General features: G+C 40.7%; 25 protein-coding genes. 13 read left to right on the top strand and 12 right to left on the bottom strand.

Going from position 1 to position 23605, the window contains the following annotated elements; translation table 11 throughout:
- Positions 1-50: 50 nt before the first annotated feature.
- Positions 51-779 (top strand): glycerophosphodiester phosphodiesterase, encoded by a 729-nt coding sequence (locus tag R2S10_RS13600; RefSeq protein ID WP_316840967.1) that lies wholly within the window; start codon positions 51-53, stop codon positions 777-779.
- A gap of 65 nt (positions 780-844) precedes the next feature.
- Here the strand turns inward: R2S10_RS13600 and R2S10_RS13595 are convergent, their stop codons facing one another.
- From R2S10_RS13595 to R2S10_RS13585, 3 genes are all read right to left on the bottom strand, one after another.
- On the bottom strand, positions 845-1036 hold the full coding sequence (locus R2S10_RS13595) for a cold-shock protein (RefSeq protein WP_037441187.1): 192 nt from the start codon (positions 1034-1036) through the stop codon (positions 845-847).
- A gap of 96 nt (positions 1037-1132) precedes the next feature.
- Positions 1133-2071, bottom strand: coding sequence for a hypothetical protein (locus R2S10_RS13590; RefSeq protein ID WP_316840966.1), 939 nt, complete (start codon positions 2069-2071; stop codon positions 1133-1135).
- Positions 2072-2130: 59 nt separating this feature from the next.
- Positions 2131-3381, bottom strand: coding sequence for an aspartyl protease family protein (locus R2S10_RS13585; protein WP_316840965.1), 1251 nt, complete (start codon positions 3379-3381; stop codon positions 2131-2133).
- A 248-nt stretch (positions 3382-3629) separates the two neighbouring features.
- Between R2S10_RS13585 and R2S10_RS13580 the strand changes: the two genes are divergently transcribed.
- Positions 3630-4142, top strand: a complete 513-nt coding sequence (locus tag R2S10_RS13580; RefSeq protein ID WP_316840964.1) for a histidine phosphatase family protein — start codon at positions 3630-3632, stop codon at positions 4140-4142.
- Here R2S10_RS13580 and R2S10_RS13575 read toward each other — a convergent pair.
- From R2S10_RS13575 to R2S10_RS13560, 4 genes are all read right to left on the bottom strand, one after another.
- The gene (locus R2S10_RS13575; protein WP_316840963.1) at positions 4137-4823 is read right to left on the bottom strand and encodes a M15 family metallopeptidase; all 687 of its coding nucleotides are present in this window, start codon (positions 4821-4823) and stop codon (positions 4137-4139) included. The two genes, R2S10_RS13580 and R2S10_RS13575, sit on opposite strands and share 6 nt — an antisense overlap.
- A gap of 3 nt (positions 4824-4826) precedes the next feature.
- A complete protein-coding gene (locus R2S10_RS13570) occupies positions 4827-6053 on the bottom strand; it encodes an alanine dehydrogenase (RefSeq protein WP_316840962.1) in 1227 nt (408 codons plus the stop codon).
- Positions 6054-6115: 62 nt separating this feature from the next.
- The gene (tsaE, locus tag R2S10_RS13565; protein WP_316840961.1) at positions 6116-6532 is read right to left on the bottom strand and encodes a tRNA (adenosine(37)-N6)-threonylcarbamoyltransferase complex ATPase subunit type 1 TsaE; all 417 of its coding nucleotides are present in this window, start codon (positions 6530-6532) and stop codon (positions 6116-6118) included.
- A 366-nt stretch (positions 6533-6898) separates the two neighbouring features.
- Complete coding sequence (locus tag R2S10_RS13560) at positions 6899-8455, bottom strand: bifunctional response regulator/alkaline phosphatase family protein (protein ID WP_316840960.1); 1557 nt, start codon at positions 8453-8455, stop codon at positions 6899-6901.
- A 106-nt stretch (positions 8456-8561) separates the two neighbouring features.
- Here R2S10_RS13560 and R2S10_RS13555 point away from each other — a divergent pair, with 106 nt between their 5' ends.
- The 6 genes from R2S10_RS13555 to R2S10_RS13530 all read left to right on the top strand — a co-directional run bounded on the left by R2S10_RS13555 (position 8562) and on the right by R2S10_RS13530 (position 14703).
- Positions 8562-9785, top strand: coding sequence for an HD domain-containing protein (locus R2S10_RS13555; RefSeq protein WP_316840959.1), 1224 nt, complete (start codon positions 8562-8564; stop codon positions 9783-9785).
- 105 nt (positions 9786-9890) lie between these two features.
- Entirely contained in the window at positions 9891-10964 is a 1074-nt protein-coding gene (lpxD, locus tag R2S10_RS13550) for a UDP-3-O-(3-hydroxymyristoyl)glucosamine N-acyltransferase (RefSeq protein ID WP_316840958.1), read from the top strand.
- The gene (locus tag R2S10_RS13545; protein ID WP_316840957.1) at positions 10964-12376 is read left to right on the top strand and encodes a bifunctional UDP-3-O-[3-hydroxymyristoyl] N-acetylglucosamine deacetylase/3-hydroxyacyl-ACP dehydratase; all 1413 of its coding nucleotides are present in this window, start codon (positions 10964-10966) and stop codon (positions 12374-12376) included. The genes lpxD and R2S10_RS13545 overlap by 1 nt, the downstream gene beginning before the upstream one ends.
- Positions 12373-13158, top strand: coding sequence for an acyl-ACP--UDP-N-acetylglucosamine O-acyltransferase (lpxA, locus tag R2S10_RS13540; RefSeq protein WP_062546374.1), 786 nt, complete (start codon positions 12373-12375; stop codon positions 13156-13158). The genes R2S10_RS13545 and lpxA overlap by 4 nt, the downstream gene beginning before the upstream one ends.
- A gap of 9 nt (positions 13159-13167) precedes the next feature.
- Positions 13168-13782, top strand: coding sequence for an ABC transporter ATP-binding protein (locus tag R2S10_RS13535; RefSeq protein ID WP_316840956.1), 615 nt, complete (start codon positions 13168-13170; stop codon positions 13780-13782).
- Positions 13783-14130: 348 nt separating this feature from the next.
- The gene (locus R2S10_RS13530; RefSeq protein WP_316840955.1) at positions 14131-14703 is read left to right on the top strand and encodes a 5-formyltetrahydrofolate cyclo-ligase; all 573 of its coding nucleotides are present in this window, start codon (positions 14131-14133) and stop codon (positions 14701-14703) included.
- Here R2S10_RS13530 and R2S10_RS13525 read toward each other — a convergent pair.
- The 4 genes from R2S10_RS13525 to R2S10_RS13510 are packed head-to-tail and all read right to left on the bottom strand — an operon-like array spanning position 14695 to position 18449.
- On the bottom strand, positions 14695-15672 hold the full coding sequence (locus R2S10_RS13525) for a formimidoylglutamase (protein ID WP_316840954.1): 978 nt from the start codon (positions 15670-15672) through the stop codon (positions 14695-14697). The two genes, R2S10_RS13530 and R2S10_RS13525, sit on opposite strands and share 9 nt — an antisense overlap.
- Positions 15672-16916, bottom strand: a complete 1245-nt coding sequence (hutI, locus tag R2S10_RS13520) for an imidazolonepropionase (RefSeq protein ID WP_316840953.1) — start codon at positions 16914-16916, stop codon at positions 15672-15674. Before hutI ends, R2S10_RS13525 begins: the two co-directional genes overlap by 1 nt.
- Before the next feature lie 3 nt (positions 16917-16919).
- Positions 16920-17690, bottom strand: a complete 771-nt coding sequence (locus R2S10_RS13515; protein ID WP_316840952.1) for an exodeoxyribonuclease III — start codon at positions 17688-17690, stop codon at positions 16920-16922.
- A 39-nt stretch (positions 17691-17729) separates the two neighbouring features.
- Positions 17730-18449, bottom strand: coding sequence for a peptidylprolyl isomerase (locus R2S10_RS13510; protein ID WP_316840951.1), 720 nt, complete (start codon positions 18447-18449; stop codon positions 17730-17732).
- Between the two features lie 94 nt (positions 18450-18543).
- On the opposite strand from R2S10_RS13510, the gene R2S10_RS13505 reads away from it, so the two are divergent.
- The 5 genes from R2S10_RS13505 (at position 18544) to ygiD (ending at position 22040) form a co-directional block, all read left to right on the top strand.
- The gene (locus tag R2S10_RS13505) at positions 18544-18942 is read left to right on the top strand and encodes an HYC_CC_PP family protein (RefSeq protein WP_316840950.1); all 399 of its coding nucleotides are present in this window, start codon (positions 18544-18546) and stop codon (positions 18940-18942) included.
- 105 nt (positions 18943-19047) lie between these two features.
- Positions 19048-19584 carry a heavy-metal-associated domain-containing protein gene (locus R2S10_RS13500; protein WP_316840949.1) on the top strand — a complete coding sequence of 179 codons (537 nt, stop codon included), beginning with the start codon at positions 19048-19050 and terminating at the stop codon, positions 19582-19584.
- A gap of 9 nt (positions 19585-19593) precedes the next feature.
- Positions 19594-20406: a hypothetical protein gene (locus R2S10_RS13495; RefSeq protein ID WP_316840948.1), complete on the top strand. Its 813-nt coding sequence runs from the start codon at positions 19594-19596 to the stop codon at positions 20404-20406.
- 83 nt (positions 20407-20489) lie between these two features.
- Positions 20490-21062: a YceI family protein gene (locus tag R2S10_RS13490; protein ID WP_316840947.1), complete on the top strand. Its 573-nt coding sequence runs from the start codon at positions 20490-20492 to the stop codon at positions 21060-21062.
- Between the two features lie 150 nt (positions 21063-21212).
- On the top strand, positions 21213-22040 hold the full coding sequence (gene ygiD, locus R2S10_RS13485; RefSeq protein ID WP_410478975.1) for a 4,5-DOPA dioxygenase extradiol: 828 nt from the start codon (positions 21213-21215) through the stop codon (positions 22038-22040).
- Positions 22041-22075: 35 nt separating this feature from the next.
- Here ygiD and R2S10_RS13480 read toward each other — a convergent pair whose 3' ends face one another.
- Positions 22076-23476 (bottom strand): aldehyde dehydrogenase family protein, encoded by a 1401-nt coding sequence (locus R2S10_RS13480; RefSeq protein ID WP_316840945.1) that lies wholly within the window; start codon positions 23474-23476, stop codon positions 22076-22078.
- Positions 23477-23605 lie beyond the last annotated feature (129 nt).

Here is a 23605-nt window from a genome sequence, read left to right as displayed (position 1 = left end):
CCATAGCGATGGTAGCCCTATGTACAACAATCGGAATAAAAGCCCCTCTGATGGAAAATAAGATAACATGGAATAAAAACCCAGTGATTGCGCATCGTGGCGCCTGGAAGAAAAAGGGCTTGCCTGAAAACTCCATTGCTTCCTTAAAAGAAGCGATAAAGTTGGGCTGTTATGGTGCTGAATTTGATGTCCATATGACTATGGACAGCATTTTGGTGGTCAATCATGACCCTGACTTCCTGGGGATACCAATTGCGACATCAACTTATACGCAGTTGTTGGAAAAAAAGCTGAGTAATGGAGAAAGTATTCCTACTCTGGAGGCTTATTTAAAAGTCGGAAAGACGCAAAAAGGGACAAAGCTGATCCTGGAATTGAAACCGACAAAAAACCGCGCAGAATGGGACCTTCAAATGACCAGGAAAGCGGTGGCTATGGTACAACAAACTGGTGCAACCGCCTGGGTAGATTACATTAGTTTCAGTTACGCGATTGGGGAAGAAGTACTGGCTTTGCAACCAAATGCAAGAGTGGCTTACCTCAATGGGGATGCGACTTTAGAAAAGCTAAAAGCATCGGGTTTTGATGGGGCAGATTATCATTTCTCCGTCTATAAAAATGGCGACTGGTTTACAAAATCCAAAGCCCTTGGTTTGACCTTGAATGCATGGACGGTGAACACCCTGGAAGACATGAACTGGCTACTGGATCAGGACATCGAATTCATCACCACTAATGAACCTGAACGCTTATTTGAACTCCTTAAAACGAGAAAATAAAGACCCTTTATAACAAAAAAGCATCGCGATTGCTCGCGATGCTGTACAATTATGTTTTTAATAATCTAGATTACTTTAACATTAATCGCATTCAACCCTTTTTTACCGCTTTCAACATCGTATTCAACTTTGTCGTTTTCACGAATTTCATCGATAAGGCCTGTTGAATGTACAAAAATTTCGCTATCTCCGTTAGCCGGAACGATGAATCCGAAACCTTTAGTTACATTAAAAAATTTTACTGTTCCTTCTTGCATTGTATTATTTATTAATAAATTAAGTGTGCAATATACGGAATATATTTAATAATACACAGACCCTTCATTTTTTGATAAATGCAAATTTTAAGCGCTTTAACCCGTGTTTTTTTTACCTGAGATCCTCAGGTTTACCTCGCTGGAGTGTGGGATGCCCAGGGTCGTTCCTGGCTTGATCTTAAGTAGGTTTTGAAGGTAAACATTGATAATGGCCTCCAGTGTTTTTTTCCTTGGTTCATAATTTTCCGGGTCAGAAACACGGAACTTGCCTAGATACATTTTGCCCTTGGCATCAACGATTGCACTAAAATCATAGCCGAAGTCTTCATAAGCCTTGAAAATGTCTATTCTGTATTCTGGAAAGAGGTAATCATAAGCCTCCGTTTTGCCATTGATTCGATCTACGACACTCAACTTTTCAACCTTAATCATATCGCTCAAAGATTGAAAAACGACAGGTTGACGTCCTGCAAAAGCCAGCTTAACATCCGCAGGTTTTTGATTGGAGGCTGCAGTCAATTTCTGGATATACAAAGTATCCGCTTTCGTTGGTTTTTGTAAGGCTTCCGGTGTTGTTTTAAGGACATTTTGAATGTAATCTTCCGAATAATAGGTGATGTTCACATCCGACCGAATATCTTTTGCAATTTCCCTTTTTGTCACTTGTAAACGTTGCATCAGGACGCTATCCTTACTGATCTTTTTAATTCTAAACCATTCTTTTGCGAAGTTATAGACATCACCATGGTCATATTGAAGGAAAAACGTCTGCATTCTTTTTTTTTGCGGACTATAAGCCATGATAGAATCATTGGACTTAAACTGAATGATCCAGCTAGGTTCTTGTTGGAAACCCATTTCATTAAAAGATAAACCGGTACTGAAACGGCGCTTTACCTCATGGTACTTAATGCCTTTTATCGTGTCAAAAGACAATTCCCTCGCACGATTTCTTCTTTCTTGATTGGATTCGGCGTTACAGCTCAGAAAAATACTAATGGCAACTAATACGGTATAAACGAGCTTTTTGGACATGCTTGAAAATAATGGTCTTGGATTAAATCTGGAGACAAAGTTATAAGAATCAACAGATTTTATATTCTTTGTTTAAGTTTAATGACCCGAATGCGAAGGTCGCCTTTCCTCAGAATGGTTACAATGACAGTTTTATCGTCTCCGTCTCGGAAAACCTTGTTCATCTCTGTTAAGGAATAATTGCTGGCTGGGACGAAATTCAAGTACACAATTTCATCATCTGCTTCTAATCCGCCTTCTTCTGCTGGTGAATTGGGCTCTATTCTACCAATAAAAAAACGCTTGTGCTGGTTGTCTTCCATGAAAATCTCCATTCCAGCCATATCATGTTGAAATGGGCGTTTAAAATTCCCGTTTTTTCTCAAATACATCGCCCCATCTTCGTAATCCATAGTAATGTCAAAACGGCTGAGAATATCCGCACCCAGGTTTCCATTTCGATCATTGACCAATACTTTTGCTGCAACTTCCTCGTATTTTGGATAAGAACTGAGTACGTTTTTCAGTTCAAAAGAGCCAACCTTTATCGAGGGAAGTCTGCCGATATGACCACTGATTGGGCCACCTAATCCAACGCCCAGATTGGCTAAAATGGAAACAGGGGGTAGAGGAAAGGGATTTTTATTTAGAATTTCCAGTGAGATCGCATGACTGGCACCATTGTCTACCAGCACTTTTAAGATTAAAGTGCCAAGCTCCGGTGATTCAATTTGTATTTTTGTATAGGGTTTGTCGTTGATCATTTCTAAAGGAATCCGTTCTCCTTTGATTTTTTTACCATGAGAGGGCAGGTAGAAAATGATTCTTTTAGCAGAGTATTTCAGTTCTACAATGAAACTTTTGAAGAAATGATAGCCCAATAGCCCATGAACAGGCATTCCTACAAAACTTGACAGTCGAAATAAATCCTCTTTTAATAAGGCTGTAGGGACGTGATCCATGCTGGCTTTACCAACGCGGGCATGAATCGAACTGGAAACATACGCTTCAATTTCGTTTCCTTTACCTAAACCTGCGATTTTTATCGTACGTAAATCCTTAATCTTTAAACTGTCGGTAATACTTGGATCAGAAATGATCATCGGACCAACACCAGTGTCTAAAATGAAGTTAAATGGTCCTTTTTCATTAATTAAAACCGGAATAATGATCAGATTTTTCACCAGAATCATATTGATGGCATCTTTCTTTCTGTTATTTGAAAACTCAAAATTCTGGGCATAGCCCACGTTTATGGTCAGCGCGACAATAGAGAGTAGCAGCAGGGATTTTACCCGTATGAATTTTATCGTGTATGCAACGCATTTCATAAAACTAATTTAATAAATTAGTACATAGGATGAATTGAATTAAGGATAAATACAAAGTTTATTTTTTTAATAAAGTCAACGGGTTAAAGTAAGCTCCATAAATGGGCAAAAAACCAGGACATCTGTTTGATTAATAGCTGTATTTTTATCCGTTTTAAAAAAGAAATAACTGTTGCAGCCAGATGGAAGCCTGATTAATGATTTGGTTGCATCATTACTTAAATATCGGAAGATTTATAACCACTTATATGATCAAAATGAAACGCTTGTTATTTTTATTCCTGCTATTGGTCGCTAGTTATGGTCTGCAGGCTCAAACTACAAAGATCTGGATAGTCAGACACGGGGAAAAGAACCTGGAAAACCCAGAAGATAAAGATCCGCCTTTAAGCTCGGCAGGTGAAACGCGGGCAATTGAATTGGCCAAATACCTGAAGGGAAATAAAATGGCGGCCTTATTCAGTACCGATTACAAAAGAACCAGAGGAACATTAGCTCCTTTGGCTGCTGCACAGCATTTACCTTTGCAATTGTATAAATCTACGGCCTACAAAGCGCTCGCAGATACTATTTTAAATAACTATAAAGGGAAAAATATCGTCATTTGTGGGCATTCCAACCGGCTTTTAGGAATTATTTCGGCCTTTAATGGCTCCAGTACTTTAAAAGAGATTACGGAGGATGAATACAGCCATATCTTTCTGATAGAGATCAAGGGCGATCGTGTCAAGCTAAAAGAAGGACATTACGGCAAATTATAATTTTTCAAAGGGGATATCCAATAAATCATAGTTTCTATAGTCTTGAAAATCAAAATGCCACCACTCATTTGATAATACCCGAAAACCATGGTCCTGCATAACCTGAATCAATAGGTTCCGGTTTTTTAGAATGGCGACTGGGAGCAGCTTATAATTGGCTGCTGCCAGTGGCGAAAAGCTATCATACGGAGTGGGCATTTCCAGCTCTTTCCCGCTTTTGGTTTCTATGAGGGTAAGGTCTATTGCGCAGCCCCTGTTGTGTCTGGAACCTACATTTGGATGGGCCACAAAGCTCTTGTTGCTGGCTTTGTGGTACAGCATTTTTGTGGCCGTATATGGTCGGTAAGCGTCGTATATTTTTAGAGCATAGCCCTTTTTGTTCAGGACTGCCTGTACCTTTTTCAGTTGCGTTACTACCGGTCTTCTTGCAAAAGCGCGGGCTTGTTTATAAACTGCAAGCTTCATAAAGTTGTTCCTGGTCGCATATCGAATATCTAGCAAGATACCAGGGATTTCTTTTTTAAGCTCCAGTAACTCCTGATTTGGATGACGCTGATAAGCTTGCTGGTAGGCTGCAAAACTGCTGACTACCTTTATTGGTTTTCGAATTGTTTTCTTTTCAGGAAGCTGCTCTTGAAAAAAGAACGAAATCCACAAAAACATAGCAATGGATTGGATCATCTATTATTGATTGGAAACCACTAGCAGTTCAATATCCTTATAGGGGAGGTTAAACATGCTGGCCAGGTCTTTATTAGTGAGGTGTCCCTGATATATATATAATGCTTCTCTAATTCCGGGTTTACTCCAAATCACACCGGTAAGGCCACCGAGGTCGCCGAGGTCGAGCAAGATTGGTGCAAAAATATTGGTGAGTGCATATGAGGCAGTTCTTGGAACACGTGATGCAATATTTGGAACACAGTAGTGAATGACCTCATGTTTTCTAAATACCGGATTGCTATGGTTCGTCACTTCTGAAGTTTCGAAGCAACCGCCCTGGTCAATGCTCACATCAATCACCACTGAGTTCGGTTTCATTCGCATTACCATCTCCTCCATGACAATACAAGGGCTTCTGCCGTGATTTGCCCGAATGGCGCCGATTACGACATCACAGGTTGTAATTGCCTTGCTCAGAACGATAGGTTGCATCACAGAAGTGAAGACCCTGCTCCCTAAGTTATTTTGAAGCCTTCTAAGGCGATAGAGTGAGCTATCGAACACTTTTACTTCCGCGCCTAGAGATAGTGCCGTACGCGCGGCGTATTCTCCGACCGTTCCAGCCCCTAAAATGACAATTTCGGTTGGAGGGACTCCGGTAAAGCCGCCAAGCATCAAACCTTTGCCTCCGGTTGCGGAACTCAAATATTCTGCAGCGATAAATATGGACGTTGCACCAACGATTTCGCTCATTGCCCTCACCACACTTAAAATCCCACCTTCATCTCGAAGATTTTCAAAACAGAGGGCGTTGATCTTTTTATTCAATAATGCTTTCAGGTAATTTTCTTTTAGTCCACCCATTTGAAGTGCAGAGATTAGCGTTTGCCCTTTGTGCATCATCGCGATCTCTTCCAATGTTGGGGGTGCTATCTTGACCAGAATATCGGCCTCAAACACACTTTTCTTATGAAATGAAATGGTAGCACCCTGTTCACTATAGTCGTTGTCGGAGAAATTAGCTCCAATTCCTGCACCACTTTCAATAATCACCCGATGGCCGTTATTGATTAATAATGCAACAGATAATGGTGTCAGTGCGATCCTGTTCTCTTGAAATGAAATTTCTTTTGGAATGCCAATATAAAGACTGTTGGTTTTTTTGTTGGTTTCCGACATAGTCTCTTTGGGCTGTATCAGTCCTTTTTGAGCAATAGATGCCATTCCTTCCCGTAATCCTGTAGCCATTTTATTTATAGATATTTGATCTGAAATTAAGCAAAATACCTGAAAATAAGTGTACTTGGAATTTAAATTCTGGAAATTGACAGTAATCTTTCCGTTTCTCCGGGGGCAGTAATTTCAATTTTAACATAATGCTCTGGCAAGAGTTCTTCCACTTTCTCCGGCCATTCAATCAAGCAGATATGGTCTGAATAAAAATATTCTTCGTAACCAATATCGTAGGCTTCCTGAAGATTTTTGATCCTGTAAAAATCAAAATGATAAATGATGCGTCCGTTGCCATCATATTCATTGACAATTGAAAAAGTAGGACTAGAAACCACTTCCGTAACGCCTAATGCTTTGGCTAAGGCTTTGATAAAAGTCGTTTTTCCAGCACCCATTTCTCCCTCAATGATAAAAATGCGCTCATTTTGAGCAAATTCAAGTACTTTTTGAGCCGCCTGATCCAGGCCAGCTAAATTTTTAACCTCAATTTTCATTGGCTTATTATTGTTTTTTATCTATGCTGAAGCTTCATTAAACCATGCTGTTGCTTTAAAAAAAAGGTTGCAATTAAAAGGTTCAATCAAATGAAATTGTCTTGCTCCAGGCAGCCAAAAATAAGCAATAATTATAGTGATCTACAAAAATGCGAATAGAATGGAAGTAGATCGGCCAGGGAATTGTGTCTAAGAGGAGGGCTGTTCCCGGTTTTTCTGCCTGGTATTAGGGAGCAGAGCCTAGCAAACCCCTAGCAGTCCTCTAACAAGTCCCGAGGAGTACCCTCATGGCTTAGCCCACTGTTGGTAGTCTACCTGATTTCTTTTCAGGTAGACTGCCAATGTAAGTGCAAGATGTAATATGGACTATTTAGAGCTATAAGTAGCTACTGGAATGATCATTTCTTCCAATGAGATTCCTCCATGCTGGAAGCTTTCATTATAGTAGTTTACAAACTGATTGTAATTGTTTTGATAAACAAAATAACGGTCTTCTTTTGCAAAGATATAATTGGAGCTAATGTTGATTTTTGGCAACTGTGCTTCATGTGGATTCTTAATCAAGAACACCTCTTTGGCGTTATAATTCAAGTTTCTGCCTTGTTTATAGCGTAAGTTCGTATTTGTATTTCGATCTCCGATCACTTTACTCGCATGTTTTACACGGATCGTTCCATGATCTGTTGTAATCACTAATTTCACCTTTTTCTGAGCCAGTTTTTTCAGCAATTCCATCAAAGGAGAGTGTTCAAACCAGGAAAGGGTAAGAGAACGGTAGGCCGCATCATCATTCGCCAGCTCACGGATCATTTGCATGTCTGTGCGGGCATGGGATAGCATGTCTACAAAGTTATAGACGATCGCATTAAAATCGTTCTGCAACAGGTTATTCACCTGCTCATTCAAAGCCTTCCCTTCGTCGTAAGTAAGGATCTTATGGTAACTATGTTTGCAATCTTTTCTGAGGGTTCTTTTGATGTTTTCCGTTAGGAAAGCACCTTCATGTAAGTTTTTACCACCTTCATCATCGTCATTTTGCCAGAGCTTAGGGAAGCGTTTCTCCATTTCTAAAGGCATTAAGCCTGAGAAAATCGAATTTCTCGCGTATTGTGTCGCTGTAGGCAGAATACTCGAATAGGTATCTTCTTCCTCCAGGCGGAAATGTTCTGTAATTAAAGGATTGATGATTTTCCACTGATCATAACGTAAATTGTCAATCAGGATGAAAAATACTGGAACATTATTGTCATTAATAAGTGGAAAAGCTTTTCTTTTCAATAGCTCATTAGAAAGTAAAGGCGCTTTCTCTTTGCCATTTACCCAACCCAGATAATGGTCTTCAATGAATTTAGAAAACTGTGCATTGGCCTCTGACTTTTGCATGGTCAGGATCTCGTGCATCTGTGGATCATCCAGTTTTTCCAGCTCCAGTTCCCAGAATACAAGCTTCTTATAGACTTCTACCCACTCTTCATAACTTAACTTGTCATTCAGGGTCATGCCAAGTCTGCGGAAATCTTGCTGATAAGCCATAGATGTCTTTTCGCTGACTAACCGCTTATTGTCAATGATCTTTTTAATGGTCAATAATACCTGTTTTGGGTTCACTGGCTTGATCAGATAGTCATCGATTTTTGAACCAATCGCATCCTCCATTAAGTTTTCTTCTTCACTTTTGGTGATCAATACTACTGGTACATCATTTCTGATGTTCTTGATAGCAGTAAGGGTTTCCAATCCGGTAAGGCCCGGCATATTTTCATCTAAAAACACCAGGTCAAAGTGTTCTTTACCAAAGGCTTCCAGCGCGTCATTGCCATTGGTAAAGGTGGTCACATGGTATCCTTTTTCGTTTAGTAATAGTATATGTGGTTTTAATAAGTTGATCTCATCGTCGGCCCATAAAATTTTGGTTTCCTGCATTGCTGTACTTATATAAAATAAAATTAAATCTTTCAAAAAAGAATTTCTCTTTCTTAGTATGGATAAAAATAGCAATTTTTGTACCGTATAATTTTATTTGTAAGGATTGAACAAAAAGAAAATCATAAATGACCCGGTCTATGGCTTCATAAATATCCCCTCTGAAATTGTGTTTGACTTGATCTCACACCCATATTTTCAGCGGTTAAGGTATATTAAGCAATTGGGGATGACCCATTTGGTGTACCCAGGAGCCCTGCACACCAGGTTTCATCATGCGCTAGGCGCAATGCATTTAATGAGCCTCGCTTTGGAAATCCTTAAAAGTAAACGCCAGACCATCAGTCAGGAAGAAGAAGAAGCGGCTACAATTGCCATTCTTTTACATGACATTGGGCATGGGCCTTTTTCTCATGCACTGGAGCATACGCTCGTGAACGGCGTTCATCATGAAACCATTTCTATGTTGATCATGGAAAAGTTGAATGAGGAATTTGGAGGCCGTTTAACCATGGCAATTAACATTTTTAAAGGCGATTACCCTAAAAAATTCCTGCCGCAGCTGGTTTCCGGCCAATTGGACCTGGACCGGATGGACTACCTGAACCGTGATAGCTTTTTTACCGGAGTAAGCGAAGGGGTGATCAGTTTCGATCGCATCATCAAAATGTTCAACGTATTGGATGGGGAATTGGTGATCGAAGAAAAGGGAATGTATTCCATTGAAAACTTTTTGATTGCCCGTAGACTGATGTATTGGCAGGTATACCTTCATAAAACAGTAGTTGCCGGAGAATACCTTTTGGTTAAAATACTGGAACGTGCGAAGGAGCTTTCTGCCAATGGCGAAACCCTTTTTGCGACTCCAGCCTTACAGCATTTCCTGAAAAATGATGTCAATAAAGCCGATTTCTTAAATGATGAGGTTCATTTACAAGCATTTTTCAAGCTGGATGACCAGGATATTGTGGCTTCGGTAAAGGTTTGGACAGAATATACTGATCCGATTTTAGCGCAATTATGCCTCATGTTTATCCGCCGTAACTTATATAAAGTGGAGATCAGCACGGAGGCGCCAGATCCAATACGCGTCCAAAAGCTTAAAGATGAAATCGCCGAAAGGTTACAGCTCAACGCCGCGGAAGTCGGTTATTTTGTCTTCACAGATCAGATAGAAAACCGCGCCTATAACGCAGGAAGCGGGAATATCAATATTCTGATGAAGAATAATACCATTATTGACATTGCAAAAGCATCGGATTTATCTAATTTAGAATCTTTGGATAAGACGGTAACCAAACACATACTATGCTATCCCAGAATGATTTAGCATTTTTTAACAAAATAATTAATTTTTAATCCCGTTTTTAGATTTTACAAAAATAACCTAAATAGGTTTATTTGTTCATATCAATTTAACACTTAACTTTGTACGATGCAATTTACTGCCAAGCAGATAAGCGAATTTATAGATGGCACCATTGAAGGCGATGAAAATGCTAAGGTATCAGAACTTTCTAAGATAGAAAATGGAACTGCTGGGTCTTTGTGTTTTTTATCTAATCCCAAATATGAAAACTATTTATACTCCACGAAGGCCTCTGTAGTCATCGTAGGGAATGATTTTTTTCCATCTCAGCCCATAGAAAGCACTTTAATTAAAGTAGCTGATCCTTATAGTGCATTCTCAATTTTACTAGAGAAATACAATGAGGTGATCAACCAAATGAACACACAGTCTGGTATAGAGCAACCTTCTTTCATCCATCCTTCCGCTAAAATTGGTAAGAATGTATTTATTGCAGCTTTCAGTTATATCGCTGAAAATGTGGTGATTGGTGATGATACCAAGATCCAGGCACAGGTATATGTGGGGGCGGATACCCAAATTGGAAACAACTGCCAGATTTTTCCTGGCGTAAAAATATACAACCGTTCCGTACTCGGAAACAATATTGTCATTCATAGCAATACCGTAATTGGTAGTGACGGTTTTGGCTTTGCGCCACAACCGGATGGGACGTATTCGAAGATTGCACAGATTGGGAATGTGGTGATTGAAGACGACGTCGAAATTGGTGCAAATACGGCGATAGACCGTGCTACAATGGGCTCTACTTTCATTAGAAAAGGAGTGAAACTGGACAATCTGATTCAAATCGCACACAATGTAGACATGGGTGCGCACACCGTAGTTGCAGCACAAACAGGTGTTTCTGGAAGCACGAAAGTTGGGGAAAACTCTGTTATTGGCGGTCAAGTGGGGATAGCCGGTCACCTGACCCTTGCAAAAGGAACTCAGATCGGTGCCCAGGCAGGAATAAACTTCAATACCACCACCGAATTTAAACAATGGCACGGTAGTCCTGCACAGCCTTTAAGAGATTGGATGAGGGCTTCAGTAATCTTTAAACAACTGCCAACCGTTGAAAAACGAATCATGGCATTAGAAAATACAATTTCAGAACTAAAAGCATTAATTGAACAAAACAGCACAATAGCAAAATAATGAATGTGAAGCAAAAAACCATAAAAGGCGAAGTTTCTGTATCAGGCGTAGGTCTGCATACCGGGGCAAATGTGACGCTTACTTTTTGTCCGGCACCAGAAAATCACGGATTTAAATTTCAAAGAACCGATTTACCGGGTAGCCCGATTGTTGATGCTGATTGTGACAACGTTACAGACACTGCAAGAGGAACAACGATTACTCAAAACGGCGCAAGTATCAGTACTGTAGAGCATGTAATGGCTTCTTTAGTAGGTATGGACCTGGATAACGTGTTGATTAAACTGGATGGCCCTGAAACGCCAATCATGGATGGTAGCGCAATTATGTTCCTGGAAGCACTGGAAAGTGTAGGTGCCCAGTTGCAAAGCGTTGATCGCGAATATTTCTCGATTCCTCATAACATTACTTATACCGAGCCGGATAGAAAAGTTGAAATTGTGGCCATGCCATTAGATGATTACAGGTTTACTTGTATGATCGACTATAATTCTCCTGTATTGGGTAGTCAGCATGCCGGTATATCGAGCATCGCAGAATTTAAAAAGGAAATTGCTTCCTGCAGAACCTTCTGTTTTCTTCACGAATTGGAATACCAACTTCAAAACAACCTGATTAAAGGGGGAGATTTGAACAATGCCATCGTGATCGTGGATAAAGAAGTGACTAAAGAAGAGTTAGACCACCTGGCAACGATCTTCAACAGAAGCGCTATAGAAGTGGCTCCTCAGGGCATTTTAAATAATATGGAATTGCGGTACCAAAATGAGCCTGCAAGACATAAATTATTGGATATGATCGGCGACCTTGCCTTGGTAGGGGTGCATTTAAAAGGTCATATCATGGCTGCACGTCCCGGACATGCTGCCAACGTGGCTTTTGCTAAGAAAATCAAAGCAGCCATTAAAAAAGAGAAAAATAAAAAAGTGCAGCATATCTATGATCCATCTGTAAAACCATTATATGATGTGGTTCAGATTATGGAAATTCTGCCACATAGACAACCATTCCTATTTATCGATAAAATTCTGGAATTGTCTAAAACACACGTGGTTGGTGTTAAAAATGTAACGATGAACGAAGAGTTCTTTAAAGGACACTTCCCTGGGGCACCGGTATTTCCGGGCGTAATCCAGATCGAAGCAATGGCGCAAACCGGTGGAATTTTAGTATTAAGTACCGTTGAAGATCCAAGAAATTACCTGACTTTGTTTTTGAAAATTGACAATGTACGTTTTAGAGCCCAGGTATCTCCTGGTGATACAATCGTGTTCAGATGTGACTTAATGGAGCCCATCAGAAGGGGCATCGCTCAAATGAAAGGTGTCGGCATGGTAGGTGGTAAAGTTGTTGTGGAAGCAGAGATGATGGCCCAAATTGTTAAAGTAAAAGAAAGCGAAACCGTATCATGATACAACCCTTAGCGTATATTCATCCGCAGGCAAAAATTGCCGATAATGTAGTAATTGAGCCTTTTGCAGTGATACACAAGGATGTAGAAATTGGGGAAGGAACCTGGATCGGTTCTAATGTGGTCATCATGGATGGCGCAAGAATTGGTAAAAATTGTAGAGTTTTTCCAGGGTCAGTGATCTCTGGAGTACCTCAGGATCTGAAATTTGCAGGGGAAGTAACCACTGCAGAAATTGGCGACAATACCACGATCAGAGAGTGTGTAACCATCAATAGAGGAACAAAAGACAAATGGAAAACTGTAATTGGCAGCAACTGTTTGATTCAGGCGTATTCTCACATCGCTCACGATTGTGAGGTTGGTGACCACTGTATCTTTTCCAACAGCACTACCCTTGCGGGACACATCACCATTGGTGATTATGTAGTTCTTGCAGGTTTAGTAGCGATTCATCAGTTTGTAAAAGTTGGTTCTCATGCCTTTGTAACCGGTGGTTCATTGGTGAGAAAAGATGTACCTCCATATGTGAAAGCTGCGCGTGAGCCACTTTCTTATGCAGGTATCAACTCTGTTGGTTTAAGAAGAAGAGGATTTTCTTCAGAACAAATCAATGAAATTCAAGAGATCTACCGTGTGCTATTTGTGAAACATAACAATGTAAGTAAAGCATTAGATATGATCGAAGCAGAATTTGCACCAACAGAAATCAGAGACGAAATCTTGGAATTCATCAGAAACTCGAACAGAGGAGTGATGAAAGGATTTGGCTCTGGTAGCTAATAATTATTGATGAAAATCAGCTTAGATAAGGCCGGTAGGCGGTTTAACCAGGAGTGGATCTTTCGTAATGTCAATTATGAATTTGAAGCCCCGGGCAGTTATGCGATCCTTGGACCCAATGGTTCAGGAAAGTCCACCTTATTGAGCATGATTCTCGGCAATTTATCTCCTTCTGAAGGCAAAATCAGCTATCAGAAGGAGAAAATCGTTCCGGTAGAAAACATCTACCAACACCTCAGCTTTGCAGCGCCATACCTCGATTTAATCGAAGAATTTACGCTGGAAGAAACAATAGACTTTCATTTCAAATTTAAAGGGCTGTACAAGGACATGACCCGGGAAGGGGTGTTATCGCTGCTGGGACTGGAGAAGTCGCAGGATAAGGCTTTAAAATACTTCTCTTCGGGAATGAAACAGCGTACTAAACTGGCCCTGGCCTTCTGTACGGATACCCCAATCTTACTTTTAGATGAGCCAACGTCTAATCTGGATCAGCAGGGCGTAGACTGGTATCTGAGCTTAATCGCCAACTTCACCGATCAAAGATTAGTCATAGTAGGGTCAAATCAGGAGGTCGAGTATTCATTTTGCCAGCATTTCATTCAGGTAACTGACTATAAATAATGTAACATTTTCATTTTTTTTCGCCCTTGAATGGCGTTTAAACGATGAAAAGCGCATAAATAAATATTTTTTTAAAATACTATTGTGAGATTCAAAAATAGTATCTACCTTTGCAGAACGAAATAAGGGCCGGGCAGCCGATCAGTATTTCAGATAAAAATGCAAAATATAAAGATCCTTAACGGAGAATATATATAAAGAGTAAAATAAGAATTTTCATAGTTTAGTTTTAGGTTTAGGTTGATTGTGGCTTCGGAGTGGTTCCCGAAGCCATCTTTTTTTACAAGGTTTTTTCGTAGCTTAAGCTTTTATAGCCGCTGAAAAATACTGGAATCAGCAATAGCAATCATGGATAAAGCTCAGATCAGAAAACGTATTTTGCCCATCAGAAAGGGATTAACTCCCGAAATTGTACAACAACTCAGCGAAAAGCTTCTTGAACAGTTTAAACTGTTAGACCTGTCTCAGGTAAAGACTCTCCATATTTTTTTGCCCATTAAATCCCAGAATGAACCGGATACTTTTTTGATCATTGATTGGTTGAAGAAACACCATCCGGTGATTAAAATCGTCGTTCCAAGAGCTGATTTTGAAACTTCTCTAATGACACACCATTATTTTGAGGGTCTGGACGATTTGGAACTCAATGCGTACCAAATTCTGGAGCCTGCAAAGGCGAAGATTCATACAGGAGAAATAGAAATGGTGATTGTGCCCTTAATTGCATTTGATAAGAAGGGATACCGTGTGGGTTATGGAAAAGGTTTTTACGACCGGTTCCTGCAAGGGATAGTAACAGAGAAGATAGGTTTGTCTTTGTTGGATGAATTGGTCGAGATCGACAATGTAAACGAGCATGATGTGCAACTCGATAAATGTATTACACCCGATAAAACCTATATTTTTCCGGTTTTAGATTAGCGCTTGTGCTTTCAGGAAATCACTGATGAGGTAAGCTATGGTTTTTGCCGTCGAGGTACTTGTCCTGCCATCGGCCATTTGGGTAGCGCCTTCACAAACGTGCATATAAGCGAACTTCTTTTTTGATTGAAGGATTATCTTCCTGAGATCGTTGATCTGGAACCCTGAGGGCGTAAATGCACTGGAAAGGACGTTTTCTATGCAGTCGAGATCTATTTCTAGTCCCGTTGAGTTATTTAACTGCGTCATTAAGGGCTGTAGGGCATCTTGATAAGTCCCGCCGTTGCTTAAAAGCTCATCGAAGAATACCGCATTTATCTTCGGATTTCCTGCGATTTCAGCTAAAATAGCACTGTTATTATAGTTTTGATGTAGGCCAAAAATCGCGTATTGATCCAGAAATCCATCTTTGAGGGCATAGCTGAAGCCATTGCCACTGTGTCTGCCTTGGCTCGGACGCAGGTCGGCATGCGCGTCTATGTTCAATACATTCATTGGTTTTTTGAAGCCCAATGCACAGCCTTTAAGGATTGGGTAGGCATTGTTGTGTCCTCCACCAATAATGATTGGTGTTTTTCCGGCTTCAATAATCTTTTGAATGACCGGATATACCGCTTCGTCAATTTGCTCAACGGCATTTTCCAAGTCTTTAACCTGGGTAGATACGGGATCTATGAAGTTAAAATGGCCCAAGACCATTAATTCGCTACCCTTTAGAAAATCGGTGCTTTGGATGTTGAGCAAGGCTTTTAGGGCAGGTAGCCAGGCTGTAGCTGCACCTGCAATACCATGATTGGCGCGAACTCCGATATCTTCCGGGATGCCCAGCAATACAAAAGTAGCGGGACTGTTTTTTAACTGCTCCCAGCTGCTGAAAATCTGAACTTGTTCCCCAAGCTTTACTTCTCCAGGTCTTTGGGTAACCAAGGCGGAGATCGCTGCTTTTTCATAAATATGTAGGACTTCCATTATTGGATTTTACCGTTTAGAATGATGGTTTTTATCTGTGATTGTCCGAAGCTATAAGGCAAAAAGGCCAGGGAAGATATTTTTCTGGTGAGGATCAGATTCGCTTTTTTTCCTTTTGTAATGCTGCCGGTTGTAGCACTCAGTTCCATTGCCGCGGCTCCGTTTAAGCTGCAGGCATTAATGGCTTCTTCAGGGAGCATTTTCAATTTGATACAGCCTAATGACAACACAAAATTCATATTTCCGGAAGGGGTTGAGCCCGGGTTATAATCACTGGCGAGTGCCACAGGAGCATTTGCCTGAATTAAAGCACGTGCATTTGCAAATGGGATGCCTAGGTAGAAGGAGCAGGAAGGCAATAGGGTGGCGATCGTAATGCCGGTAGTTAATGCCGCAATTGCAGCCTCGTCTGTGGCTTCTAAATGGTCTACAGAAATGGCCTGATGCTTTACACCAATCTGTACGCCTCCGGAAACGGAAAGCTGATTGGCATGAATCTTTGGCTTCAGTCCATATTTAGCGGCTGCATTGAGCAGTTGGTCAGTCTCTGCGACAGAGAAAAATCCTTTTTCACAAAATACGTCCATATAATCTGCCAGGCCTTCTGCTGCAATTTGGGGCAGCATTTGGTCGATGATTAGGGAAATATAACCTTGATGATCGTTTTTATAAGCAAGAGGGAAGGCATGTGCAGCTAAAAAACTGGCCTTTACCGGGATCGGGAAACTTTCTTTTAGCCTGCGAATGACCCTCAGCATTTTCAATTCGCTGGCCACAGATAATCCGTAACCGCTTTTGACCTCAATAGCACCGGTGCCTTGTCTGATCATGTCGTTTAAGCGAATGGCAGCGGCCTGGAAAAGTGCTTCTTCTGAGGCCAATTGCATTTTTGCTGCGGAATTTAAGATGCCACCTCCCGCAGCAGCAATTTCTTCGTAGGTTTTTCCTGCAATTTTCATGACGAATTCCTCCTCCCTGGGGGCGGCGAAAACGATATGAGAATGAGAATCACACCAGGAAGGCAACACATAGCCATCTTCCGCAGATATTGTCTCCAGGTCGTTAGGCAGTTGTACCGGTAGCGTATCCATGGTTCCAAAATCACTAATCAGTCCGTTTTCGCAAAGGAGCCAGGCGTTTTCCAGTAAGGGAAGTTTCGCCATTTCTGCACCTCTGAGCATCAACAATCCTTCCGGATGTAAGCCAACAAGGGTCCCAATATGGGTGATGAGTAATGAAGCCATGATTTAAGGGTTTAATTCTAACATCACCGGACAATGGTCAGAATGAACAGCATCGGCTAAAATAGTCACGTTTTTTAGTCTTTCCAACATCGGTTTGCTGGCCAGGTGATAATCGATACGCCAACCCAGGTTCTTTCCTCTGGAACCCGCTCTGAAACTCCACCAGGTATAATGGTGTGGGTCTTTGTTGAAATGTCTGAAAGTATCTATAAAGCCATTGGTCAGAAACATTTCCATCCACTCTCTTTCTTCAGGTAAAAATCCGGAAGAGTTTGCATTGGACTTCGGATTATGAATGTCAATAGCGGTATGGCAAATGTTATAATCTCCTGAAATGATCAGATTTGGGTATTCTTTGCGCAGCTCTCCAATGTATTGGTCAAAGAAACGCATGAATTCGTACTTTTTAACCTGTCTCTCGTCTCCACTGGAGCCGGATGGCAAGTAGACACTCATTAAAGAGAAAGTGTCAAAATCAGCCCTGATAATGCGTCCTTCTTTGTCGATCCATTCTTCTCCACAACCATATTCTATATGATTAGGCTTGATTTTGGTTAAAATAGCCACACCACTGTATCCTTTTTTCTCTGCCGGAAACCAGTAATGGTGGTACCCTAGCTGTTCAATTAAAGTAAGGATTTCTGGGATCTGGATAGGCAAAGCTTTCACTTCTTGTAAGCAAACCATGTCGGCATCGGTAGATTGTAGCCAGCCAATGAAGTTTTTAGTAGTGGCAGAACGTATGCCGTTGACGTTATATGAAATGATTTTCATCAGAGTTGTTTTGTTTTTAATACTTAACGCTTTGTTTTTTTATGCTGCCGGAACGCTATTTTGTTGTTGTTCCTTTATTTTCATTTCTTTCTCCAGTTTCTTGGCTTCAGAACGCTTTAATACCGTGATGGTCATTTTCAGATCTACAGTCGGACGGTCGTTATTGTCGGTTGTAACAGCCGCAACCTGATCAATCAGGTCGATTCCTTTAACGACTTCTCCATAAACGGTATAACTGCGGTCCAGGTGTGGCACACCTCCGATGGTTTTATAAACTTCGCGTTGGTACGTCGGAATTTTGGCTTTTAACCGGTTGGTTTCGGTCTTGTCTAATTCCTGATCATTAAACTTTCTTCCTTGTACCAGGTAAAACTGACTGCCACTGGATGCTTTCTCCGGATTGTTATCACGGGCCGCTGCGAGTACTCCTTTTTTATGAAATAAGCTATCCCGGAACTCCGCAGGGACGGTATAGCCTACACTTCCTTCTCCTAATTGTTCGCCTGGTTTTGCCTTTTTCGAATCCGGATCTCCGCCTTGAATCATGAAATCTTTGATCACCCTGTGGAACAACGTACCGTTATAAACGCCTTTCTTTGTTAGTTTTATAAAGTTATCGCGGTGTAAAGGTGTTTCATTATAGAGCATGATGATACATTCTCCGAGGTCAGTTTTTAATCTTACATATTTGTGTTTTGGTTTGGCTGCAAAGGCCGTGCTGAAACATAAGCACAGGATAAGTACGCAGAATTTCTTCATTATTTAGTCAAATTTAGGGCTAAGTTAAGGTAAATCTGCTTTATTAAAAGGGGCAGTCGTTTTCTCTCACAATTATGACTAATTTTGGGAAAAGATGAAATTGCGACAAAAACTTACATTGGGCCTATGTGCATTTTACCTGATCACTATGATTGGGTTTGCATTGAATATGCACTTTTGTGGGGGCAAGCTTTCTGAGGTTCGCTGGATAGAAACTGCAAGTTGCGGCGCCTGTAAAGCATCAGAAAAGAAACAGCAAGCTGGTGATTGTTGCAAGGACAAATCTATTGAGGCGAAAATCAAAGACAGCCATCAGGGAGGTACTAAAGTAAATCTTCCAACGGATTTCAGTTTGGAGATGTTATTTAGTCCGCTGATTTCAGAAGTTTTCCGCCAGTTGATGCCTACGCTATTCAGCAGAATAGAAAATAAGGCACCACCATTGTCCGCAATCCTATCCTTACACGCCTACAACTGCGTATTCAGAAATTAGACCAGGAATAATTTATTTTCCTTAGGACAAGCTTGTCCTGAGGGCTTTGACGCGTTTATATTTCGCCGTCAACGAGTTTATTTTTAGCACATAAATTATATCCATATGAATACCATTAAAAATCTAATCATACTATCTATTGTTTTAATCGCAGGAAAAGCATCTGCACAACAAATCACTACTGCTGAATTACAAGTTACCGGTTTAACCTGCTCAATGTGTTCTCAGGCAACTGAAAAATCTTTGAGAACCCTTGATTTTGTAGATGCAATTGAGCCGGATTTGAATAAAAACCTGTTTGCTATCACTTTCAAAAAGGACAAATCAGTGAATATTGATCAGATCAGAAAGAAAGTTGAAGATGCGGGTTTCTCTGTGGGAAATCTGACTGCCGTTTTCAATTTTAACAATACCAAAGTAGACGATAAAGGTCTGGCTACCGCTGGAACCAATGTTTACCAGTTTGTAAATCAAAAGAGTCAGACATTGAATGGTCCGGTAACGGCAACAGTAGTCGATAAAAACTTTATCTCTGGCGCTGCATTTAAGAAAAAATCTGCACAATTGAAGTCTGAGGCTTATACTAGCGGCTCTGGCTTGGTAAACGGTAAGCAAACACGTATTTATCACTTGAGCATTTAGTAGTAACGCATGAGGTTTCTTAAATTTTTAGTGGTTCCCATCGCTGTTGCGATAGGAACCACTGCTCAGGCACAGGAATTATACGTTTTTTCTGAACCTGCTAGTAATATGCCGGCAAAATCTGTAGGCTTTAGACTAACCAATGAAGGCAGGGTAAGTCCTGATTTCTCTATTAGAACTACCCCGGAACTGATGTTGGGTTTCAATAAAAATCTGATGGTGCATGCACAAGGCTTTTTGTCGAACATGGATGGCAGTTATAAGGCTGAAGGAGCAAGTTTGTACGCGAAATACAGGTTTCTTTCCATTGATGAAATGAAACGTCATTTCCGCGCAGCGGCATTTGGAAGGATCAGTACCAGCAGCAGGCCGACGTATTCGGAAGATATCAATCTGGAAGGAGATAATTCTGGTATTCAAGGGGGTGTTATTTTAACCCAATTGCTGCATAAACTGGCTTTATCGGCCACATTGAGCTATACAAAATCTTTTGAACGCGACAGTAAACAGGTGTTGGGTATGCCTCAGCCAAATCAAATGTTGGGATACAGCCTTTCTTCAGGATATCTGATGCTCCCTTTTGTTTATAAAAACTACAATCAGCCAAATTTCAACCTTTATTTTGAGGTGCTAGGGAAGACGAATCCTGAAAACGGAAGATCTTATGTGGATTTTGCACCTGCAGTTCAAATGATCATCAATAGTAGAACGCGTATAGATCTGGGATATCGGTTTGAAGTTGCAGGAAATGTAGCCAATCGTTACAACAAAAATATGTACATGGTTCGGGCGGAGTTTAACTTTTACAATGTGTTAAAATAATCCGCGAGCTGTATTTCTTATCATAGATCAACAATCTGCCTTTTTAATCGTTATACATTTGTAAATCATTAATATATAAAATTATGAAAAAGGTATTTTTACTGCTGGTTGTACTTTCTATCAGCGTTGCGTCTTTCGCACAAACTAAATGGACGGTTGATCCAATGCACTCTTTTGTGAACTTCTCTGTAGGTCATATGGGGATTTCATTTGTAGACGGCTCATTCAATAAATTTGATGGTACTATAGAAGCGGATAAGGTCGATTTTGTAAATGCTAAAGTGAAGTTTACAGTAGATGTAAATAGCATAGATAGTCGTGTGGAGCCTCGTGATAAGCATTTGAAATCTGATGATTTCTTTAATGCAGAGCAGTATCCTACCATGACTTTTGAAAGTACTTCTTTCAAAAAGCTAGCCGGAAAAAACTATGAATTGGCAGGTAAACTGACCATTCGAGATGTTACTAAAGACATAAAATTTAATGTGATTTTCGGTGGAACCCATACGGATGATAAAGGAACAACGAAAGCGGGGTTTGCTGCAAATACGACCGTTAACCGCCTGGATTATAACATCAAGTTTGATCCAACCGGAATGGGCGTAGCTAAAGACGTTAAAATCGCTTTAAACCTCGAGTTTGTTCAGGGAAAATAAGAACTTCCTATTATAATGGAACGATATTATTTCCTTAAATATTAGCGGATTATATTTTTAACAAGGGTAGCACATCAGGGAATAAATTCCCATCTGGGGGGCGCTACCCTTGTTTCTTACCGCTATCTCTGTTTTTCTCATTTCATCATCATGACAAACTTAAATCAATTCCGAATTTTTAGTCAACATTTACCTCTTCAGGATTACTTAATGCCCGTTTTATTCATGGGACACGGTTCTCCGATGAATGGTATTGAAGACAATGAGTTCAGTGCAAAATGGGCGGCGATGGCTCAGGATATCCCTGTTCCAACGGCAGTGATTGTGGTTTCCGCCCATTGGTTTACCAAAGGGACACACTTGACGGCTATGGATTTTCCAAGCACAATACATGATTTTGGCGGCTTTCCGCAGGATTTATTCGATGTGAAGTATCCCGCCCTGGGAAGTCCTGATCTGGCTATGGTAGCGAAAAAACTAATCCATAGTGTGGAGGTCGGATTGGACCACGATTGGGGGTTAGATCATGGTGCATGGACAGTATTAAGGCATATGTACCCATTGGCCAATATCCCGGTGGTTCAGCTCAGTATTGATTATACGAAAGATGCAAGGTTTCATTATGAACTTGCAAAAGAGCTTTATGAGCTTCGTAAAAAGGGAGTGCTAATCCTTGGAAGTGGGAATATGGTGCATAACCTAAGGATGATGAGTTGGGAAATGATCAACGGAGGAGGTTACGACTGGGCTTTAGAGATCAATGAGCAATTTAAACAGCTCATTTTAAATAACGATCATCAGCCTTTACAGGCCTATCAGACCTTAGGGAAGGCAGCAATGCTGGCCATTCCTACACCAGAACATTATTTGCCATTGATGTATACATTGGGGTTAAAGAATGAACAGGAAGGAGTGTCCCTTTTCAATGATAAGGCGGTTGGTGGCTCTTTAACCATGACTTCTGTAAGGATAGGTTAGACAATCCGGCTCAATTGCCTCTTTGTTTTCTGTGCTTACATTAGTTTTTTCAGCCATTTTAATACCCATCCTTTCTTTTCATAAGGAGGGTAAATGAGGCTGCTCATATCTAAACTGGATTGAAAAACTACAGCCCTTTCATGAGAGAAGGTTTTGAATCCAAACTGCCCGTGGCAACTGCCAAGACCGCTACCGTTTACTCCTCCAAAAGGTAGCTTAGGGTTGCTGATGTGGATCAATACATCGTTCACACAAGTTCCTCCGGCACTAGTGCTTTTGATAACCTGCTGGATCTGTTTTTTATGCTGACTAAAGATGTAGAGCGCCAAAGGTTTGTTCATTTTGTTGATCAGTGAAATGGCTTCCTCCAGTGTTTTATAAGGAATAATCGGCAGTATAGGGCCAAAAATCTCTTCTTTCATGATGCTTGCATTTTCCGGAAGCGATGTGAGTAGGGTAGGCATTATGGTTTGTGTAGCTTCGTCTCCCTTGCCTCCGTAAGGCATTTTGGCACCCTGATCTACTGCATCAGTGATTAAGGCTTCAATGCGCTTATAATGGCGTTTATTGATGATTTTAGCGTAACTGCCCAGGTTGATTTCCCCAGATTCAGTAAAGAACATTTTCTCAACTGCCGCTTTGTATTTTTCGATAAAGGCCTGTTGTAGGGACTCTGGAATCAGGATATAGTCTGGCGCAATACAAGTTTGACCAGCATTGGTGAGCTTTCCCCAGGCAATTTTTGAAGCTGCAATATCAAGGTTGGCAGTCTCATCTATGAGAGTAGGAGATTTGCCCCCTAGCTCCAGTGTAACAGAGGTCAGGTTTTTTGCCGCAGCTTCCATTACGATTTTTCCAACGGCAGTACTTCCTGTAAAAAAGATGTGATCAAAGGGGAGGCTCAATAGGTGCGTAGAGAGTGCTGCATCTCCCTCAAAACAACAAACTTCTGAATCGTCAAAGCACTCTTCGATCACCCGACAGATGATGGAGCTGGTTTCAGAACTTAGCTCTGAAGGTTTTAATATGGCACAATTCCCTGCTGCAATCGCAGAAATTAAGGGAGCCATCATCAGCTGAAAAGGGTAGTTCCAGGGCGAAATAATCAAACAAACGCCCTTTGGCTCATAATAAATCCTGTTTTTTGCCGTCAGTGCGGTAATGGTTTTTCCCACTTTTACAGGACGCATCCAACTGCTCAGGTTTTTAATCGCATAATCTATTTCACTGTAAATGAAAACGATTTCTGTAATGGCGGATTCAAACTCACTCTTCCTTAAATCGCTTTGTAAAGCTGCATAAATTTCTTTTTCATACTGCTCTATGCTGCTTTTTAAAGCATTTAATTTATTAATTCGTTGCGTCGCATTGCTGTTTCTAAGCGTATATTTATGCGCTTGCTGTGCTTTAAAAACGGAGTTAATAGTTTGTATCATAAATGCCGGCTAGATTTTGCTAATAAAAAAGGACCTTATTAAGGTTACTAAATATACAAAATGAAACGATCTTATACTCATATTGCTTTCTTCGCAGTTAAAAATTACCATCGGATTAAGAATATGATC

This window comes from Pedobacter gandavensis, assembly GCF_032678745.1.
GTDB classification, from domain to species: Bacteria; Bacteroidota; Bacteroidia; order Sphingobacteriales; family Sphingobacteriaceae; genus Pedobacter; species Pedobacter gandavensis_C.
The sequence above is the reverse complement of the archived record's forward strand: the minus strand, read 5'-3'. Positions and strand labels throughout refer to the sequence as shown.

Bases quoted from the DNA above. Each gene is read 5' to 3' on its own strand.
- R2S10_RS13530 (WP_316840955.1), top strand. From the start codon at position 14,131: ATGGATAAAGCTCAGATCAGAAAACGTATTTTGCCCATCAGAAAGGGA.
- R2S10_RS13505 (WP_316840950.1), top strand. From the start codon at position 18,544: ATGAAATTGCGACAAAAACTTACATTGGGCCTATGTGCATTTTACCTG.
- R2S10_RS13595 (WP_037441187.1), bottom strand. From the start codon at position 1,036: ATGCAAGAAGGAACAGTAAAATTTTTTAATGTAACTAAAGGTTTCGGA.
- R2S10_RS13590 (WP_316840966.1), bottom strand. From the start codon at position 2,071: ATGTCCAAAAAGCTCGTTTATACCGTATTAGTTGCCATTAGTATTTTT.
- R2S10_RS13560 (WP_316840960.1), bottom strand. From the start codon at position 8,455: ATGCAGGAAACCAAAATTTTATGGGCCGACGATGAGATCAACTTATTA.
- R2S10_RS13580 (WP_316840964.1), top strand. From the start codon at position 3,630: ATGATCAAAATGAAACGCTTGTTATTTTTATTCCTGCTATTGGTCGCT.
- ygiD (WP_410478975.1), top strand. From the start codon at position 21,213: ATGACAAACTTAAATCAATTCCGAATTTTTAGTCAACATTTACCTCTT.
- R2S10_RS13510 (WP_316840951.1), bottom strand. From the start codon at position 18,449: ATGAAGAAATTCTGCGTACTTATCCTGTGCTTATGTTTCAGCACGGCC.
- R2S10_RS13585 (WP_316840965.1), bottom strand. From the start codon at position 3,381: ATGAAATGCGTTGCATACACGATAAAATTCATACGGGTAAAATCCCTG.
- R2S10_RS13525 (WP_316840954.1), bottom strand. From the start codon at position 15,672: ATGGAAGTCCTACATATTTATGAAAAAGCAGCGATCTCCGCCTTGGTT.
- R2S10_RS13545 (WP_316840957.1), top strand. From the start codon at position 10,964: ATGAATGTGAAGCAAAAAACCATAAAAGGCGAAGTTTCTGTATCAGGC.
- lpxD (WP_316840958.1), top strand. From the start codon at position 9,891: ATGCAATTTACTGCCAAGCAGATAAGCGAATTTATAGATGGCACCATT.
- R2S10_RS13515 (WP_316840952.1), bottom strand. From the start codon at position 17,690: ATGAAAATCATTTCATATAACGTCAACGGCATACGTTCTGCCACTACT.
- R2S10_RS13600 (WP_316840967.1), top strand. From the start codon at position 51: ATGGAAAATAAGATAACATGGAATAAAAACCCAGTGATTGCGCATCGT.
- R2S10_RS13495 (WP_316840948.1), top strand. From the start codon at position 19,594: ATGAGGTTTCTTAAATTTTTAGTGGTTCCCATCGCTGTTGCGATAGGA.
- R2S10_RS13480 (WP_316840945.1), bottom strand. From the start codon at position 23,476: ATGATACAAACTATTAACTCCGTTTTTAAAGCACAGCAAGCGCATAAA.
- R2S10_RS13575 (WP_316840963.1), bottom strand. From the start codon at position 4,823: ATGATCCAATCCATTGCTATGTTTTTGTGGATTTCGTTCTTTTTTCAA.
- lpxA (WP_062546374.1), top strand. From the start codon at position 12,373: ATGATACAACCCTTAGCGTATATTCATCCGCAGGCAAAAATTGCCGAT.
- R2S10_RS13500 (WP_316840949.1), top strand. From the start codon at position 19,048: ATGAATACCATTAAAAATCTAATCATACTATCTATTGTTTTAATCGCA.
- R2S10_RS13535 (WP_316840956.1), top strand. From the start codon at position 13,168: ATGAAAATCAGCTTAGATAAGGCCGGTAGGCGGTTTAACCAGGAGTGG.
- tsaE (WP_316840961.1), bottom strand. From the start codon at position 6,532: ATGAAAATTGAGGTTAAAAATTTAGCTGGCCTGGATCAGGCGGCTCAA.
- hutI (WP_316840953.1), bottom strand. From the start codon at position 16,916: ATGGCTTCATTACTCATCACCCATATTGGGACCCTTGTTGGCTTACAT.
- R2S10_RS13570 (WP_316840962.1), bottom strand. From the start codon at position 6,053: ATGGCTACAGGATTACGGGAAGGAATGGCATCTATTGCTCAAAAAGGA.
- R2S10_RS13490 (WP_316840947.1), top strand. From the start codon at position 20,490: ATGAAAAAGGTATTTTTACTGCTGGTTGTACTTTCTATCAGCGTTGCG.